Consider the following 17,397-nt stretch of genomic DNA (forward strand, 5'->3'; position numbering starts at 1 on the left):
TACGGTGTCGTTTTCGGCGTCTCGATCGCAGAATCGCTTTCGGCGAGCGACTACGCAGCGTCGTCGCCGTCGTCCTCGAGGACGGCGAGCCGCGAGTCCCGCAAGAGCACCTTCTTGACGATCGAGGGGTTCTCGAGCAGTCGGTGTTTGGCGTGGGCGCCGCGGCCGCGCCCGCGACCCTCGCGTTCGGACTGGATCACGTTGAGGAAGTTCTGTTCCTGGAGGATCTCCTGGACGCGTCGTTCGGAGAGCACGTCGAAGTCGAGTTGCCGGGCGACCTCCTTGTACTGGTTGTAGATGATCTTCGTCGGAAACTCCTTCTCCGTGCTGTTCTCGGTCAGCAGCGTCAGCGAGTAGAGAATGGCCTTGGCCTGCTGGGGCGAGCCCTCGATGAGTTCGTTGAAGCGGTCGGCCTCGGTCTTCTCCTTGGCGTCGCGGACGTGATCGGCGGTGACCCGCGTCGCGTTCTGTTTCTTCGCGATGCGACCGGCGTTGCGGAGGATGTCGATCGCCTTGCGCGCGTCGCCGTGTTCCTGGGCCGCCAGCGCCGCCGTGAGGGGGATGACGTCGTCCGAGAGCACGCCGTCGTGGAAGGCGTCGCGCCGCTTCTCCAAGATTTCGACCAGCTGGTTGGCGTCGTACGGCGAGAAGACGAGTTCGTCACGAGAGAGACTGGATTTGACGCGTTCCGAGAGGTGATCGGGGAAGTCGATCTTATTCGAGATACCGATGATGCCGATACTCGAGTCCGAGATCCGCCGGTTTTCTCCCGCACGGGAGAGTTTTCGGAGGACTTCGTCGTCCTCGAGCATATCGATCTCGTCTAAGATGACGATGGTGACGTCGGTGCAGTGATCGATCGCCTGCCAAAGTCGCTTGTAGTAGTCGCCGGTGCCGAGGCCGCGATCGGGGACGGAGACGCCGCTCCGATCGGGTTCGTTGACGATCTGGGCGATCGTCTTCACGATCGACGCCTCGGTGTTTTGCTCGCCGCAGTCGATGAAGGCGTACTTGACGGTAATGTCGTCGCGCTGTGCTTCGGAAATTACCCGCTGGGTGATCGAACGGGAGATGAGTGACTTGCCGGTTCCGGTCTTGCCGAAGATGAACAGGTGGTTGGGTTCGCTCCCGAAAATAGCCGGGTTCAGGGCGTCCGCAACCCGTTGCATCTGCTCGTCGCGCCCGACGATCCGATCCGGACCGGGCAGGTGCGTAATCTCGAGCAGGCGCTCGTCGGCGAAGACCGGATCGTCGTACCGAAAGAGCGGGTCTCGATCGTCGTTTGCGGACATTGCGGTACCCCGTGGCTTCCCGCTGGATTGAAATAAAGGTATGGAGATCGCTCGCGGATGTAAATACCGGCTGAATAGGCCTATGACGGCCGCGAGTGCCCGTATCGCTTGCGGTGACAGGAGACGGCGGCCTCGCGCTTCTAACCGCGGCGGCGACTCGGGCGTGTCAAACACAGACACCCCCGTCGCGGATGTAACGCTGACATCGGTCAACCGCCGAACTTCGATCCGCCGCCGAAGTCGGCAGAACCGAGGGCAGACGTCACGGAAATGAGAAGAACCCGTCCGAGAGCCGGGAAAGCGGGTGATTTTGCCTCCTGTGCGACGCGCGTCTGACACAGAGGGGACACACACCCCCGTCGCGTTTGTAACGGGAACGGCGGGGAGGGGGTTGCAGAATTATCCCGGATTTCGGCGAGACTCGAGGCACTGACTCGCCGAATTTACATCCGCGACACAGGTGTGTTCCACGAAGAGACCCCCACACCTAGATGGCGTTACAAACGCGATGGGGGTGTGTGTCCCCTCAGCAATTCAGGCGAGCACGATCGCCCGAAGAGGTATCAGTTCGAAACTGCACAGAGAGTCCGCAGCGTCGAGAAACACGGATTCAACAAACTTCAGTGAGCCAACTCATTTCAGGAAACGTGGATCCGACGGCACCACCGATCGTCTTCGAACCCGTCTAAACCAGTTCTAGACCGTCTAGACTAGTTCTAGATCTAGTTCTAGCTAGTCTAAAACAAAGTTAGTTAGATACAGTAGGGTAGAGCTCGTTGTTGAAACCTCCAAAGGAAGAGAAAACGCTGTTCCGAACGAGTCTATCGAGCCTCCCGAACGCGTCCCTTTTGCCACCGCAGCAGATAGTCGACGTATGATCGACGCGTCTCTCGAGTCGCCGCCCTCTCAGTCCGTCGACTCGAGCTGTGGACTCCCGTGGCGACGTGTGCGAACGGACGGAACCGAAACGGATACACGGTTCCTCGAGCCGATATCCGCCATCGAACGATGACTCCCGAGCCGTCAGCGACCGAGCCGCCGTCTGATCGGACCCCGCCAGCCGTCGCCGTCGTCGACGCCCAGTTCCCGGGCAACGTCGGTACCATCGCTCGAGCGATGAAGAACTTCGGATTCGAGGACCTCCTGCTGGTCGATCCGCCGGAGCTCGATCCCGACGGAGAGGCCTACGGATTCGCGGGCCACGCCCGAGAGGACGTGCTTCCGAACGCGACGGAGATCTCGTTCGATCGGCTCGTCGTGGAGTATCACACGATCGGTTGTACGGCGGTCACCAACGAGGACGACCGGAGTCACGTCCGGTTCCCGTTTTCGACGCCCGCGGACCTCGCGGAGCGACTGCCGACCGTCGAGGCGCCGACGGCGCTGGTCTTCGGCCGCGAACGCGTCGGGCTGACGAACGAGGAACTCGCCCGCATCGACGAGATCTGTTCGATCCCGGCCAGCGCCGAGTACCCCGTCCTCAACCTCGGTCAGGCCGCGACGATCACGCTGTACGAACTGCGCTCGCTGGCCCTCGACGACGACGAGACCCAGCTGCCGGACGTCGAACGCGTCCGCGCCCCAGAACCGACGGTCGATCGTCTCTACGATCAGTGGGCAGACCTCCTCGGCGAGATCAACCATCCCGGAGAGAAACGCGATAAGACGATGCGGATGCTCCGGCGCGTGTTCGGCCGCGCGGATCTGACCGAACGCGAGGCGAACACGCTGCTCGGCATTCTTCGGCGGGCGACCGAACGACCCGCCGAGAACCGAGGACGCGAGTAACGACCTCGAGACGAGCTTCGAGAAGAGAAATTCGGACTCGAATCCGGCTGATCGCCGGGTCGGACGCTTTACCGGGATTCGGCCGCCGCGGTCTCGCGTTCGGTCGTTCGAGACGCTTCTTCCCTGGCGACTAACTGCCCCGTCTCGGTGACGGTCCCGAGCCAGCCGCACTCGTGGCAGGCGAACAGCCCCTGGCCGTCGATCAGCGAGGCGCCGCAGTCCGGACAGTCTCCGGTCCCCGAATCCGCGGCCGCCGTCTCTTCGGATTCGCCGCCGAGCGGCGTGGGAAGCTCTCCGGTTCGGAGCGCGGCGATAGCCTCGTCAGTCGTGTACGTCTCGTCGGCGTTCTCGTCGGTGTGCGGGAACACGCCGACCAGTTTGTCGTCCGCGTAGAGCTCGAGACAGAGCATCGGCATGATCAGCACGTCGGTCGTCTCGCCGCTGATCTGGTTGGTCGCGGTGCGCTCCCGAAACGGCGGTCGGATGCTCACGCCTCGGCGGTCCGCCCACCCCTCGAAGCGCTCAACACTCTCGAGGGCTTCCTGATAGGGCGTGTCGTCGGTCAGCGTGACCTCCTTGGGCCAACTGCGCAACAGTAGGTCGTCGACAGCGCCCTCGGACTCGCAGGCGCGGAGGGTCTCGACCTGTCTGTCGACCGGCTCGAGCAACAGCGGTGCGCGAACGTGGCAGACGGCCGTGATCTCGGTCGGTTGTGTGTCTGGCGTCATTGGGTCAGTATTTGTTCGACCAACGTGTGTCCTGATAAAGATTATCGACGCCACAGATATCCGACACTAGCCATCCAACGAGACAGTCCGTCTCGATCGAAATTCGGTAGTTGTCGGAATCTGACGGTCTCTCCCTTCCTCACGTCGGCGACACGTTCCTACTTCGAGGTCGTAGTCGAGCGCGTTTCGAGCACCGACCGCAGCAGCGTCCGGAGCGCGCCGCGCTTGACGATGGCGAAGCCCGCGAGGATCGTCACCAACCCGAGGAGCATCACCGAGTCGACGACGTAGCCGAGCGCGATCCAGCTGACGCCCATCGCGACGACCGGTTCCGCGTAGCTGACCAGACTGACCTGCGTCGCCCCGCTTCGGTCGAGCAGTTCGAAATAGAGGAGGAACGCGAACACGCCGGAGACGAGCGTCAGATAGCCGTAGGAGACCAGCGCCGAGAGGGTCGGATCGATCGCCGCGACCGATTCGCCCCGGAGGGCCGCCCAGCCCAACAGCACCGCACCGCCGACGAGCATCGCCCACGCCTCGAGCGTCTCGAGCGGGAGTTCCGAATCGATCGGTCGCACGAACACGCTGCCGAGGGCGAACGCGACGGCCGAGGCGAACACCAAGGCGGCCCCGACGGTGACGTCGTCGCCGAGCGACCCGGGGGACGGCTGGACCACGGCGATGACGCCGATTAGTCCGAGCACGAAGCCGACGACGCCGCCGAACGAGAGCCGTTCCTCCGGAAGGACGACGCCGGCGAACGCCGCCGTGAGGATCGGGGCCGTACTGACGAGCGTCGCCGCGACCGCTCCCGAGACGTACAGTTCGCCGAGGTACAGCAGTCCGTGATAGAGCGCGATGACGAAGACGCCGGCCACGGTCACTGCCAGCCACTCCGCCCGCCCTCGCGGCCGCGTGCGATCGGTCACGACGGTTGCGTATCCGAAGACGATCGCGCCGGCGACCGCGTAGCGGAGCCCGGCGAACAGCAGCGGCGGCACGTGCTCGAGTCCGATCTCGATCGCCACGAACGACGTTCCCCAGCACAGCGCTAGCATCGAAAAGAGCACCGCTTCGCGGTACCCGCTCGGCACTGAATCGAACAGTTTCATATCCGCTTCGGAAATCGTCGCTATATTTAGACCCTTCTACAAGCGAGCGGATTTTCCTGGATTGAAAACCACACATATGGATGTCTTCCGAGTAGCCATCCATATCTGGCACCGATGTTGTAGATAACTCCAATTACTTCGGTCGGAAGACACATCCCACTACCCGACCAACCTCCGTTCATGGCCATCGACGAACGCGACGTGCGCCTGCTGAAGGCGATCGCCGAACTCGAGACGGGGAGCCCGGAACGGCTCCACGAGGCGACCGGAATTCCGGTCTCGACGATCCACTACCGGCTCAACAACCTCCGGGAAGAGGGGATCATCGCGAACGATCGCTACGAAATCGACCTCGAGGAACTCGGGCTCGGCGTCACCGTCTTAGTCGAGGTTCACGCCGACTACCAGGGCTCCTACGAAGAGTTCGCGGACCGACTGCTGACCGTCGAGGGGGTCACGAACGTCTACTTCACGATGGGCGAGACGGACTTCATCGTGATCGCGCGACTGAGCGACAGCGAGATGGTCGAACGGTTGATCGCCGAGTTCGAGCAGCTCGAGGGCGTCGAGCGGACCGACTCGACGTTCGTCATCTCGGCGATCGAGGAACGGGACGCGCTCCAGAGCTACGAGTTGGAGACGCTGCTCGAGGAACTGACTGACAAGTGAGAATCGACCGGACTCGATCGAAGTACGGAACCCGAGTTGAGACGGACTCGAGGCGGGGTCGGGGTTCCTACGCGCGCTTCTGAATCTCCTCGCGGAGCAGTTCGCTCACGAGGTCGCCGTCCGCCTTGCCGCGCAGGGCGCCCATACACTCGCCCATGAGGCCCGAAAACGCCTGCATCCCTTCTTCTTCGACCTGCTCCTCGTTGCGCTCGACGACCTCGGCGATGGCGTCGCGAACCTCCTCCTCGTCGGCGCCGCCGAGGCCGGCTTCGTCGGCCGCCTCTTCGGCGGTCCGGTCCGGATCTTCGGCCAACGCGGTCAGCAAGTCCGGCACGCCCTCGTTGGGGAGGTCGCCACTCTCGGCCATCGCGAAGACGCCCTCGAGGTGCTCCCGCTCGAGGTTCTCGACGGGGACGTCGTCCCGGCGGAGTTCGGTCAGCGTCGACTCGAGGGTCGACGCCGCGAGCGTCGGATCGACACCGTCGGCGACGACGTCCTCGAACAGCGGCATGTACTCGCCGTAGGCGACCTGCTCGGCCAGCCCCTCACCGAGATCGTACTCCTCCTGGTAGCGCTCGACTTTCTCGGTCAGCAGTTCGGGTTCGGGCACCTCGCTCGGATCCGGTTCGACCGGCGGCACGTCCGTTTCGGGGTACATCCGCGCCGCACCCGGGAGGGGACGGAGGTAGCGGGTCGTCCCGTCGTCGTTCGCGTCGCGGGTCTCCTCGGGGACGCCCTCGAGGGCGGTCCCGGCGCGCTCGGCGGCGGCGTCGATGGCCGCCTCGGCGACGTCGGTGTCCGCGGCGACGATGGCGACGGCGTCCTCGGGACCGGCGCCGACCGCGTCACGCAGGTCGTCGACCTCGTCCTCCGTCACGCCGTAGGCCGGCAGTTCGTCCGTGTGGAAGATCCCGCCGGCGCCGTGGCGCTTGGCGTGATCGGAGAGTTCCGTCCCCAGCCGGCGGTCGGGCGCGATCTCGCGGCCGACGATCCCGTCGAAGCCGTAGAGCGGCACCGCCATCACGGACCCGCCCGAGTTCAGCGCCCCCGCGATCACGCCGCTGTCGGTGTCCTCGAAGACGCTCGTCACGTCCTGTACCTCGCCCACGGAGGCCTCGCGCTCTGTTAATTCCGCGGCGATGTCGACGAGTTCGGCCTGCCGGCCGACCTCATTGCGGACGATGTCGTCGATGTCGTCGAGACTCTGGACGCCCTTGATCTCGACGCGGGCGCCCTCCTCGATGGAGACGTTGACGTCCTGGCGGATCGTCCCCAGCCCGCGCTTGACCTTCCCCGTCGAGCGCAGGAGCATCCCGATCCGCTCGGCGGCCTCGAGGGCCTGCTCGGGCGTCGAGATGTCCGGACTCGTGCCGATCTCGACCAGCGGAATCCCTAGTCGATCGAGGCTGTAGCGCACCCCGTCGTCGGTCTCCTCGACGCGCTGGGCGCTCTCCTCTTCGAGCAGCATATCCTCGATTCCCACGGCACCTTCGCTGGTCTCGATCTCGCCCTCGGTGGCGATCAGCGTCGAGCGCTGGAACCCCGTCGTGTTCGAGCCGTCGACGACGATCTTGCGCATCACGTGGGCCTGATCGACCGGTTTCATCTCCATGAGCTGGGCGATCTCGAGGGCCGTCTCGAGGGCCTCGGCGTCCAGTTCGTGGGGCGGTTCGTCGTCCTCCTCGACGAGGCAGGTCGTATCGTACGCGAGGTACTCGAACTCGCGGTCGACCTTGCTCTCTTCGAGGGCGGCCTGGTCGATCTCGCCCAGTTCGCTCCGCGTCGGGTGGAGGTAGCGCGTGAAGCTGCGCGTCGACTCCTCCGGTTCGCGGAGCTCGGTCGGACACTGGCAGAACAGCTTCGTCGCCGTGTCGAGTTGCTGGTGGATCTCCAGCCCGGCGACGAGTCCGAGCTCGTCGTAATCGTACTCGCTCATTGGCGGCCACTCGGAGGCGGAGGGGTAAAAAACCGTCCAGTTACGGCCGGACCGACGACAGCCCCGTTCCGCCAGGATTCGGTTTCGCGGCGTCGGTCGCGTGTTCGTTCTCCCGGGAGGCTCGCGCGTGCCGATCGACTTAATAGCGCGTTTCGACGTATGCTTCCGTACGATGGGGAAACGGGACCGATTCAACGGGGACGCGGAGGTACTGCATCATCGCGCGGTGAGAACGCCGTTGCCGAACCTCGAGGCCGAGCGGGTATTCCACGAGAACATGATGACCGTCGCGGCGGCCCGCGAGCGGAAGGCGGACCTGCTCGCCGATCCCGACGTCCCGCTCCTGGACGCCTACGAGGCGGAACTCGAGCGCGTCGCCGAGAGTTTCGAGCGGCGGCTTCGCCGGATCGTCGGCGACGACTACCGAGCGGTCGCCAGGGCGTACCACCGCGGCGAGCGCGACGATCGACTCGGGGCGATCGCCGCCTACTACATCGAGGGGCTGTGGCGCATCCAACAGCGGACGACCGTGACGGACATGCTGTTCTCGCCGCTCATCCTCCGCTACCCCGACAGCTTCACGACGAACATCCGATTCGCCGGCGGGTACACCACGCCGAAGTCGATCCGCTACGAGTCACCGGAGCACTCGTCGGACGAACTGCCCGACGACTACGCCGAGACCTACTACGAGGAGAGCCGCTACTCCCAGCGGCGGGCGGCGACGTACCTCAAGGAAACCGCCGAAATCATCCGCGAGGAGTTCCCCGACCCCGACGAAACGACGTTCGAGGAGCGCAAGTACGGCGGCATCGTCTCGGCGGGCGGTCGTCGCGGATCGGTGTTCTCCGCGATGCTCGAGCGCGTCGAGCCCGAGCCGGATCGCTTCTCGGAGCCGATCGACGGGCCGACGCTCGTCGAAGCGGGACCGGAAGCGAGGCGGACGGAACGAGCGCTCCGTCTCGAAGGGGAGATCGTCGGCTGATCGTCGCGTTGCAGTCGCACGAGCAAGCCCAACGGCTACGCCCCGCTGTCCGCTCACTCGAGTATGGTCAGACTCTCCACGATCGTACTCGTGCTCGCGATCGTCCTCGGTATCGGTCTCATCCCGATCCCGGTCATCCCCGGCGTCGGCATCGTCGTCGGGATCTCGGGGATCGTGATCGGAATCATCCTCCGAGTCCTCGGGCACTGAGCGCAGTCGCTCGAGGACCCCGCCGAAACGCCCTCACCCGATACGCGAGGGAGATCACGTCGAACGAGCGGAGACCCAGTCTCCACCGTTCGATCACTCGCTCGAGTTCTCGGCCGCCGACTCGTTGCCCACCATTCCGTGACCGTGTTCCCCGTGTTCGTGGGGCGCTAAGTCGAACCCGTCGCCCAGTTCGACGTCGCCGCGCATCGCCTCGGGGTGGTACTCGCAGTAGTACTCCGCGGCGTCCTCGCTGGCCTCGAACGTCATCGAGACCGCCTCGCCCGCTTCCTCCGAGGAGTCGGACTCCTCGAGTTCCTCGCCGTCCGCGGTCTCGATGATCAGTTCGTGTTCGGCGCCGTCGGCGTTGATCCAGACCAGTTCGTACTCCGTCCCCGCCGCGAGGTCCAGCGTCGGGTTCTCTTCGCCTTCGATCTCCTCAGGTGCGATGCCGTACCAGTACTCGCTCCGGCCGGCGAGGATGATCGGTCTCTGGTCGGCGTCGTCACCCATACCCTCGTGAGCGTCCCCGCTGCTCTCGTTACTCTCGTTACTCCCGTTCTCTTGGGCGGTCGCCGCAGTCGCCAGTCCGCTCGCGGCGGCCGTCGCACCGATGAGCCGCAACGCCGTCCGTCGGGTCGGATCGTCATCGCTCATGTGGTTGCGAGATCCGGCGGCCGGAGAAAAAGCCACGTACCCGTCTCTCGAGAAACGACGTTCTGTGTCCGGTTAGAGCGCGGTTTGTGTGCGAAACTGTGCTAAACTATCTCTAGCTCGGAACAACGGCCGCGGTTTCCGCTCGAGCGCGTGCGCGTTGCAAGCGTTCTCGACGGCAGCCCTCGGTCGACTGCAGGATCAATCGGCGTCTCCCCGCGATCGCCTTCGGGCAGACTGCGAGTCGACGATCGCTCGTCTTCCGTCCGAAACTTATGTCACTAGCAAATCAGATGATGGGCGATATTGATGATTGTATTGAACGGTGCGGCTTTACACCGACTTCAAGTCAAATAAATTAGGTAGTGGGACGAGTCGTCTCACGAAATATGTTATCGAGTCTGGATATCTTCTAATTGAGGCCCAAAAGCGATATATAAGGGTAGAATTTGCCCGGACAATGTCCGATCGCATCTACAGCATAGATGCAATGCGCATCATTGCGATGGCGTTTATTATCACAATACACACAGACCCGTTCAGAGGGGTCGGTGCATACGGCAATATCCTCAACTTCGTTATAGATTCGTCGGCGCGGTTCGCGGTTCCGTTCTTTTTCGTGACGTCCGGATACTTTTTCGCCCGCAAGATCGCTCACTGCGATCCGGTCGCGTACTTCGCTGAGCGAGCGGCGACGATCTCGTCAATCTACGTGTTCGGACTGTTACTCTCTGCGCCGGTGTTCCTCGTGGGGTGGGTCGTCCGCGCCGGTGCCGAGAACCGAGACATCGCGAGCACCGTCGCGCTCAAACTGACCGAGTTCGTCTCGCCGCTCGCGCTCCTGTACTACGGCAATTCGGTGAGCGAGATCCTCTGGTTCCTGCCGGCGCTGCTCTTCTCGCTCGCGATCATCTGTTCGTTCGCCGTCTTCGACGCCACGAAATACCTGATTCCGATTTCGCTCGGCCTCCACGTCGTCGGCCTCCTCGGATCGAGCTACACGATGTTCGTGGACGTGCCGTTCGAAGTCAGAGACGCGCTGTTCTTCGGACTCTTTTACACCAGCCTCGGGTACGCGCTCCACTCGAGCGAGTGGCGACCGGGTCCCGATCGAAGCGCGCTCTTTCTCGGCGCGACCGTCCTCTTCGGCGCGCTCCACCTGGGCGAACGATACGTTCTGGGATACGTCGTGACGGACGAGACGTTGGGTCACGGCATCTATACGTCGAGTTACACGATCGCGACAGCGCTGGTCACGCTCTCGCTGTTCCTGTTTCTCCTGTCGCGCCCGACGCTCGGTGCGCGGACGCCGCTCCCCGACTTGGGGAAGTACGCCGTCGGCGTTTACGTCGCGCATCCCGCCGTTCTGTTCGCGCTCGAGACCGCGGCCGAGGTGCTCGAGGGAATGGGGTACGAGATTCAAACCACGCTCCTGTGGCACGTCGCGTTGACTCCGGCGACCTTCTTCGGAGCCTTGCTCGTCTATATCGGGGCACACCGCGTCGGCGCGATCGAGATCGGCGGCTCCCACCTCCCGGGCGTTCGATCGATCGGGAAGTACGTACAGCGTCAGTAGGCGTCGATGTCGTCGCGGTCGGCGTCACCGGCTGGTTCAGTCGTTCGAGGACTCGGCCGACACGCCCGAACTCGAGTCGCCGTCCGACGAACTCGAGCCGGTATCCGACGAACTCGAGCCGAAATCGACGAGCGGGCGAGCCGATTCCCGTCCGCGTTCGAGCGCGCACCGGATCGCCTCGAGGATCGTCTCCGGGGTCGCTACGAGCCCTCGCTCCCGTTCCGGAGACGTAGTCGATCCCGCTCGAGACGAGTCATCTTCCGCCCGCGTCGCGATGACGACCGCGCCGGCCACCGTCTCGACCGCTTCGAGGAGCCGCCGCGTCCCCGCGCCGTCGGAGTCGATCACGCTCTCGGTCACGACCGTCGCGTCGGCGTTCCGAATGCGGTCCTCGAACGCCGTCAGGTCGGCCGGTGAGAGCGACTCGAACGGCGCCACCTCGAGTCGATCGACCTCGAGCGAACGGGCGGTTTCGGCCGCCGTATCGCCGCTCGTAACGGGGCCGACGGAAACGTCGAACCGCTCTCCCGCCGTCGCGAGTCGAGCGACGACGCCCGCGGCGGTCTGTCCGCTTCCGAGGACGTGGACGCGAACCCGACGGTCGCTTTCGTCCTCGCTGCGGACCCCGACGCCGGCGTCGTTCGGGAACGCCGTCACCGTCTCCGTCCCCGTGATCGGATTCCGCGTGACCGTCGCGGTCGCGTCGAAGACGTCCGAAAGCGACTCTCCGGTCAGGACGTCTGCCGGCCGTCCGTTCCGATAGATCTCGCCGTCGGCGAGCATCACCAACCGGTCGCAGTAGCGCGCGGCCAGCTCGAGGTCGTGGATCGCCGCGCAGACGGTCCGGCCCTCCGCGACCAGCTCGCGGACCAGCTCGAGGGTCTCGAGCTGGTGGTTGACGTCGAGGCTCGCCGTCGGTTCGTCGAGCAGCATGACCGGCGTCGCCTGCGCGATGGCTCGCGCGAGCACGACGCGCTGGCGCTGGCCGCCGCTGACCTCGTCGATCGGCCGGGCAGCCAACTCGGCGGTGCGGGTGCGCTCGAGGGCCCGTTCGACTACCGCGCGGTCCTCGGGCGTCGGTCCCGAGAACCGCGAGCGGTGGGGATGGCGCCCCATCTCGACGACGTCGCGAACGGGGAAGGAAAACGACAGCGTCGTGTCCTGCGGGACGACCGAGACCAACTGACTCGAGCGCTTCGAGGGGACGTCGTGGACGTCGACGCCGTCGACGGTGACCGTTCCCGAATCGGGCTCGAGCGCGCCGCTGATCAGCCGCAGGAGCGTCGTCTTCCCGGCGCCGTTGGGGCCGACGAAGCCGACGAACTCACCGGGGTCGACGGTCAGCGAGACGTCCTCGAGTACCGGGAGGTCGCCGAAGGAACGCGAGACGCCGTCGACGGCGATCGACGCCGGTTCGACGGACGATTCGGGTTCGGGATCGACGGGTGGGTCCCGGTTGGTGCCGTCGTCGCCGCGTTCGTCGTTTTCGAAGCCCCTCACACCGAATGCACCTCCCGGCGGGTCAGCAGGAACAGGAAGAAGGGCGCGCCGAGCGCGGCCGTGATGATGCCCACGGGAACGATCGGGGTGTCGATTGCGGGGCCGACGGGCAACGGAAGCCTCCCGAGTCGCGCGATCGTGTCGGTCGCGACCAGAAACGACGCGCCGGCGAGGGCGCTGGTGGGCAACAGAATCCGGTGGTCGGGACCGACGAGCAGCCGCATGATGTGTGGGACGACGAGGCCGACGAAGCCGATGACGCCGGCGACGGCGACGCCGGCCGCCGTGACGAGACTCGCGAGCGCGAGCAGGAGGAGTTTGGTCCGCTCGACGTCGACCCCGAGGTGGTGGGCGTCCTCCTCGCCGAGCAGGAGGACGTTCAAGTCCCGGGCGTAGGCTAACAGGATCGTCACGCCGACGACCGTCACCGGGAGCGCGAACTTCACGTCGCCCCACGTGCTGTTGCTGAGGTGGCCCATCATCCAGACGACGGCCTGTCGGAGGTCGTCGCCGCTCTGGACGAGCATGTACGAGATCATCGCGCCGAGAAACGCCTGGACGGCGACGCCGGCCAACAGGAGCGTCGCGACCGGCGTCCGTCCGCCCTCGGTCGCGATCGCGTAGACGAGAAACGCCGTCCCCAGCGCGCCGACGAACGCCGAGAGGTGGAGGCTTCCGAACGGGACCAGCGCCGGAAACGCGATCGCCGCGACCGCGCCCGCCGCGGCCCCCGACGAGACGCCGATGATCGACGGATCGGCCAGCGGATTTCTGAAGAAGCCCTGCATCACCGTTCCCGCGGCCGCCAGGGAAGACCCGACCGTCGCCGCGAGGGCGATTCGGGGCAGGCGAATATCCTCGACGATGATCTGGTGGGTCGACTCGACCTCGAACGAGAAGAGCGGCGTATACTCGAGGCCGGGGGCCGGCAGTCCGACTCCGATACCCGGAACGATCACCTCCCTGACCACTACGCCCGAAGGAACGACGACGGCGTTCAGCATCGCCGCGGCGACCGTCACCGGATCGATACTGACCGCGCCGAGAGCGGCGCTCCCGACGACGACAGCGACGAGCAGCGCCGCGAGGCCCGCCGACCACGCGACGGTCCGGATCGGGCGCGTCATACATCGCAACCTCGGTTGGGTTAGACAAATATTTGTTGAAGAGCCCCGATTTATCGGCTAATGCGACAAAAAATCGCCGTTCTCGCCGCAGCCGTCCTCGTTCTCTCTCTGTTCGCTCCCGCAGCGGCCGGGAGCAGTGGAAGTGGAACCGCGACGACGACCGCCGCGGACGCGACTCAGGTAGAGTGCGAGTACCCGATCGAAGTAACCGACGCGACGGGCGAAACGATCACGCTCGAGGAACCGCCCGAATCCGTCGTCGCGTTGCAGCCGAGCGACGCGCGGACCGTCTTCGAAATCGGCGCCGAGGATCGCCTCGTCGGCGTTCCGGACAACCCGGGGGTCGCCGACCTCGAGACGGACGGCATCGAGTCGGTCACCGACGGGTACGAGATCCAACACGAGACGGTGATCGATCTCGATCCGGACGTCGTTCTGGCCGCGAACACCACGTTCGATTCGGATATCCAGACGCTCCGCGACGCGGGTCTCACCGTCTATCAGTTCGACGAGGCCCGGTCGATCGACGACGTCCGCGAAAATACGAACCGGACCGGCGAACTCACCGGCGAGTGCGCCGGCGCCGCGGAGTCCGTCCAGTGGATGGACGACCGCCTCGAGATCGTTACCGAGACGCTCGAGGGGACGGACCGACCGCTCGCGTACTACCCGATGGGAGCCGACGGGACGACGCCCGGAACCGACTCCTTCATACACGATGTGCTGACGACGGCCGGCGTCGAGGACCTCTCCGAGGCAGCCTCGGGAACGTTCTACCCGAAACTCAGCGAAGAGACGATCGTCGAGGAGGATCCGGAGTGGATCGTCTACCCCGACGACGCGGACGAACCGCGGATGCCCGACGTCGCCGAGGCGACGAGCGCCTATCAGTCCGGCAACCTCGTCGCCGTCGATTCGAATCAGATCAACCAGCCCACGCCGCAGGTGATCTATCCCCTCCTCGAGATCGTGGGCGAAGTTCACGCGGAGGCGAGTGCTGATATGGACGGCGCGAACGAAACCGACGACGAGAACGAGACGAACGACGGCGAGAGCGAAAACGAGGACACGATTCCCGGCTTCGGGGTCCCTATCGCGGTCGCCGCAGCGCTCGCCGCCGTCGGCATCCTCGCGCGCCGGCGGTAAGCGTCGTCTCACCCCGCCCCGTTTTGAAAAGCATTTACCCGTCGGACTGTCGAGATGAGTGTATGGTCGAAAACGTCATCTGGCCCGCCTATCTCGACGCGAACCGCACCCGCTCGGAGGGGCGGCGCGTCTCGCAGGATCTCGCGGTCGAAGAGCCGACGGTCGACGAAATCGCGAAAGCCGTCCAGCAGATCGGCTACGACGCCACGATCGAGCGGGACAAGGCCTACTCTCGAGAGCACTGGGCCGACCGCGGCCGGGTCGTCGTCCGCGGCGCCGACGACTCGACGAAAAACGACCTCGTTCAGGCCGTCGCGGCGTACGTCGTCGCGATGCGCGACTGACGTGCGCCGGATCGGCTCCGTCGTCCGCACCGCACAGGGACTGGCCGTCCTGCGGGCGGAGGACACCGACGACGGATCGAACGGCGACTCGAGCGGCGGCGACCGGTTCCGCGACGAGATCGGGACGTCGGTCCTCGACGATAACCTCGAGTCCGTCGGACGCGTCGTCGACGTCTTCGGCCCGGTCGGCCGCCCGTACCTCGCGGTGACGCCGGACGACGACGTCCACCTGCCGTCGCTCGTCGGGTCGACGCTGTACGCGCGGTAACGCTACCGCCGTCTCGGCCCCGAGTCGGCGATTCTTCGAGCCGCCTCGAGGGGAGAGGAAAACACCCATAGGAGGCGGGTGCGAACCGCGGGCTATGAACGATCGGACGCGGGTCCTTCTCGCCGTCGGATTCACGGTCGCGCTCTTCCTGAGCGTCCAACTCGGCGCGCTGGCGCTGGTCGAACCCTTCTACGAGGGCGGCCACCAGTCCGTCGAGAACCCCGACGATCCGACCAACAGTCTCGTCTACTTCGGCATCATTCTCGTCGCGACCGCGCTCATGCTCGTCACCATCAAGTACGACGTCGAGTGGCTCATCAAGGCCATGATCATCGGCGTCAGCGTGATGATCTCGTGGTACGTCTTCGCCGAACTCGTCCCGTCCGTCGTCACGGTGGGCTCGGTCAACGTCGTCGCCGCGGCCGCAGCCGTGGCCGTCGGCGGTGCTCTCCTCCTCTATCCCGAGTGGTACGTCATCGACATCACGGGCGTCGTGATGGGCGCCGGCGCGGCCGCGCTGTTCGGCATCAGCTTCGGGCTCCTCCCCGCGCTGCTGTTGCTCTCCGTCCTCGCGGTCTACGACGCGATCAGCGTCTACGGCACCGAACACATGCTCGACCTCGCCGAGGGCGTGATGGCCCTCAAGATCCCCGTCGTCCTCGTCGTCCCGACGACGCTCTCCTTTTCTTACCTCGAGCCCGAGAGTACCGAGGGCGTCGTCGACGGCCACGACGCGGCCGACGCCGAGAGCGGCGACGACTCGAACCCGAACGCCGCCTCGAGCACCAACGGCGGGCCGCGTCCCGACGGCGCGTCGATGGCGGACGAGACCGACGCCGACTCGGCGGCCGACGGCGACGACGCCCTCGAGCGTGACGCCCTCTTCATCGGGCTCGGCGACGCCGTCATTCCGACGGTCCTCGTCGCGAGCGCGGCGTACTTCCTCGAGGCCGGGACACTCGACGTCCCCGTGATCTCGTTGAACGTCCCGGCGCTGGGCGCGCTGATCGGCACGATCGCCGGCCTGCTCGTGCTCATGTACATGGTCCTCAAGGGCCGACCCCACGCGGGGCTGCCGCTGCTCAACGGCGGCGCGATCGCCGGCTACCTCGTCGGCGCGCTCGCGAGCGGCCTCTCGCTGGCGGCGGCGCTGGGCCTCTGATCGCGTCGACGGAAGCGCCGGTCACGAGGCTTCTATTCCGCGGAAAAACGAATCGCGCTGCATCGCATCGTCGCGGATCGATTACGTGGTCCGCTCGAGTTACTCGTCGCCGTTCTTGAGTTCGACGTCCACGTCGTCGCCGTGTTGGATCCCGGCGGTCATGGTATCGGCGCGGTCCTGCTCGGACTCCATCGGAATGTTCTCGTCGTCGGGATAGACGGCGACGACGACGAGGTGGTCGCCGCCATCTTCGGCCTGGGCGACGTCGACGTAGACGTCGACTTCGGTTTCGCCCTGCAGCGTCGCCGATCCCTCCCACGTGTCGAACCGCACCGCCGCGTCGAGTCCGTCGATCTCGTCTTTGGTGATGGCCCGGCCGCCGATGTTATCGCCGACCTCGAGGCCCTCGTACTGTCCCTGCAGGTATTCGACGAGTTCGGCCTTGGACATCTCTCCGACGGGGTTGAACTCCTCGCCGGCGACGGAGACCTGCGGCGTCGAGACGAGCGCGAAGACGCCCGCTTCCTGCTCGGAGCCGAGGCCCGGCAGTTCGATCATCCGCGTGTAGTCGGTGAGGTAGTTCGTGACTTCGACCGACTCGCCGGCGAACTCCCGCTCTTCGACGAGCTCTTCGGTTCCCTGGTACTCGTAGCCGGCCTCCCCGGCCGTGTCCTCGCTGACGCGGATCGGCGAGGCTTCGAACGTCGTAGCGTCGTCGATGAAATCGCTGAGACAGCCCGCTGAGACACCGACAGCGCCGGCTGCGGCCGCGGCAACGAATCGTCGTCGATTCATACTATTCTGGTCGACCGTGTTCTGAAGTATAAATTTCGTGGTCTTCGTCACGTCGTGGAACGGAGAGACGGACGCCGGCGTCGGAATCGATGGTTCGCGGACCGTCGG

Annotated in this window: 17 protein-coding genes; 9 read left to right on the forward strand and 8 right to left on the reverse strand. The window is 65.3% G+C overall.

The annotated features are described in order from the left end of the window. Positions 1–50: 50 nt before the first annotated feature. Positions 51–1,292 (reverse strand): Cdc6/Cdc18 family protein, encoded by a 1,242-nt coding sequence (locus C477_RS14595; protein WP_008895276.1) that lies wholly within the window; start codon positions 1,290–1,292, stop codon positions 51–53. A 1,008-nt stretch (positions 1,293–2,300) separates the two neighbouring features. On the opposite strand from C477_RS14595, the gene C477_RS14600 reads away from it, so the two are divergent. After that, entirely contained in the window at positions 2,301–3,080 is a 780-nt protein-coding gene (locus C477_RS14600; RefSeq protein WP_008895277.1) for an RNA methyltransferase, read from the forward strand. A 68-nt stretch (positions 3,081–3,148) separates the two neighbouring features. On the opposite strand, the gene C477_RS14605 is transcribed toward C477_RS14600, so the two are convergent. Continuing rightward, positions 3,149–3,808 carry an HTH domain-containing protein gene (locus tag C477_RS14605; protein ID WP_008895278.1) on the reverse strand — a complete coding sequence of 220 codons (660 nt, stop codon included), beginning with the start codon at positions 3,806–3,808 and terminating at the stop codon, positions 3,149–3,151. Positions 3,809–3,966: 158 nt separating this feature from the next. Next, positions 3,967–4,920 (reverse strand): DMT family transporter, encoded by a 954-nt coding sequence (locus C477_RS14610; protein ID WP_008895279.1) that lies wholly within the window; start codon positions 4,918–4,920, stop codon positions 3,967–3,969. Positions 4,921–5,106: 186 nt separating this feature from the next. On the opposite strand from C477_RS14610, the gene C477_RS14615 reads away from it, so the two are divergent. Continuing rightward, positions 5,107–5,589, forward strand: coding sequence for an Lrp/AsnC family transcriptional regulator (locus C477_RS14615; protein ID WP_049914566.1), 483 nt, complete (start codon positions 5,107–5,109; stop codon positions 5,587–5,589). A gap of 67 nt (positions 5,590–5,656) precedes the next feature. On the opposite strand, the gene gatE is transcribed toward C477_RS14615, so the two are convergent. Next, positions 5,657–7,525, reverse strand: a complete 1,869-nt coding sequence (gene gatE, locus C477_RS14620) for a Glu-tRNA(Gln) amidotransferase subunit GatE (RefSeq protein WP_008895281.1) — start codon at positions 7,523–7,525, stop codon at positions 5,657–5,659. 172 nt (positions 7,526–7,697) lie between these two features. Here gatE and C477_RS14625 point away from each other — a divergent pair, with 172 nt between their 5' ends. Then, positions 7,698–8,510 carry a hypothetical protein gene (locus C477_RS14625; protein ID WP_008895282.1) on the forward strand — a complete coding sequence of 271 codons (813 nt, stop codon included), beginning with the start codon at positions 7,698–7,700 and terminating at the stop codon, positions 8,508–8,510. A gap of 63 nt (positions 8,511–8,573) precedes the next feature. After that, positions 8,574–8,720 (forward strand): hypothetical protein, encoded by a 147-nt coding sequence (locus tag C477_RS24165; protein ID WP_008895283.1) that lies wholly within the window; start codon positions 8,574–8,576, stop codon positions 8,718–8,720. Positions 8,721–8,813: 93 nt separating this feature from the next. Here the strand turns inward: C477_RS24165 and C477_RS14630 are convergent, their stop codons facing one another. Further along, positions 8,814–9,374 (reverse strand): plastocyanin/azurin family copper-binding protein, encoded by a 561-nt coding sequence (locus C477_RS14630; protein WP_008895284.1) that lies wholly within the window; start codon positions 9,372–9,374, stop codon positions 8,814–8,816. A gap of 457 nt (positions 9,375–9,831) precedes the next feature. On the opposite strand from C477_RS14630, the gene C477_RS14635 reads away from it, so the two are divergent. Continuing rightward, positions 9,832–10,947, forward strand: a complete 1,116-nt coding sequence (locus tag C477_RS14635; RefSeq protein WP_083870297.1) for an acyltransferase family protein — start codon at positions 9,832–9,834, stop codon at positions 10,945–10,947. Between the two features lie 36 nt (positions 10,948–10,983). Here the strand turns inward: C477_RS14635 and C477_RS14640 are convergent, their stop codons facing one another. Continuing rightward, on the reverse strand, positions 10,984–12,447 hold the full coding sequence (locus C477_RS14640; protein ID WP_008895286.1) for a heme ABC transporter ATP-binding protein: 1,464 nt from the start codon (positions 12,445–12,447) through the stop codon (positions 10,984–10,986). Further along, positions 12,444–13,574 (reverse strand): vitamin B12 ABC transporter permease BtuC, encoded by a 1,131-nt coding sequence (btuC, locus tag C477_RS14645; protein ID WP_008895287.1) that lies wholly within the window; start codon positions 13,572–13,574, stop codon positions 12,444–12,446. The genes C477_RS14640 and btuC overlap by 4 nt, the downstream gene beginning before the upstream one ends. Before the next feature lie 60 nt (positions 13,575–13,634). Between btuC and C477_RS14650 the strand changes: the two genes are divergently transcribed. The 4 genes from C477_RS14650 (at position 13,635) to C477_RS14665 (ending at position 16,494) form a co-directional block, all read left to right on the forward strand. Then, complete coding sequence (locus tag C477_RS14650) at positions 13,635–14,720, forward strand: PGF-CTERM-anchored ABC transporter substrate-binding protein (protein WP_008895288.1); 1,086 nt, start codon at positions 13,635–13,637, stop codon at positions 14,718–14,720. A 62-nt stretch (positions 14,721–14,782) separates the two neighbouring features. Further along, positions 14,783–15,064, forward strand: a complete 282-nt coding sequence (srp19, locus tag C477_RS14655; RefSeq protein ID WP_008895289.1) for a signal recognition particle subunit SRP19 — start codon at positions 14,783–14,785, stop codon at positions 15,062–15,064. Position 15,065: 1 nt separating this feature from the next. After that, the gene (locus tag C477_RS14660; RefSeq protein ID WP_008895290.1) at positions 15,066–15,332 is read left to right on the forward strand and encodes an H/ACA ribonucleoprotein complex subunit GAR1; all 267 of its coding nucleotides are present in this window, start codon (positions 15,066–15,068) and stop codon (positions 15,330–15,332) included. 94 nt (positions 15,333–15,426) lie between these two features. Then, positions 15,427–16,494, forward strand: coding sequence for a presenilin family intramembrane aspartyl protease PSH (locus tag C477_RS14665; RefSeq protein ID WP_008895291.1), 1,068 nt, complete (start codon positions 15,427–15,429; stop codon positions 16,492–16,494). 99 nt (positions 16,495–16,593) lie between these two features. On the opposite strand, the gene C477_RS14670 is transcribed toward C477_RS14665, so the two are convergent. Further along, complete coding sequence (locus C477_RS14670) at positions 16,594–17,289, reverse strand: DUF6517 family protein (RefSeq protein ID WP_008895292.1); 696 nt, start codon at positions 17,287–17,289, stop codon at positions 16,594–16,596. Positions 17,290–17,397: the final 108 nt, after the last annotated feature.

The sequence above is a fragment of the Haloterrigena salina JCM 13891 genome (genome assembly GCF_000337495.1).
In the GTDB taxonomy this organism is placed as follows: Archaea; Halobacteriota; Halobacteria; order Halobacteriales; family Natrialbaceae; genus Haloterrigena; species Haloterrigena salina.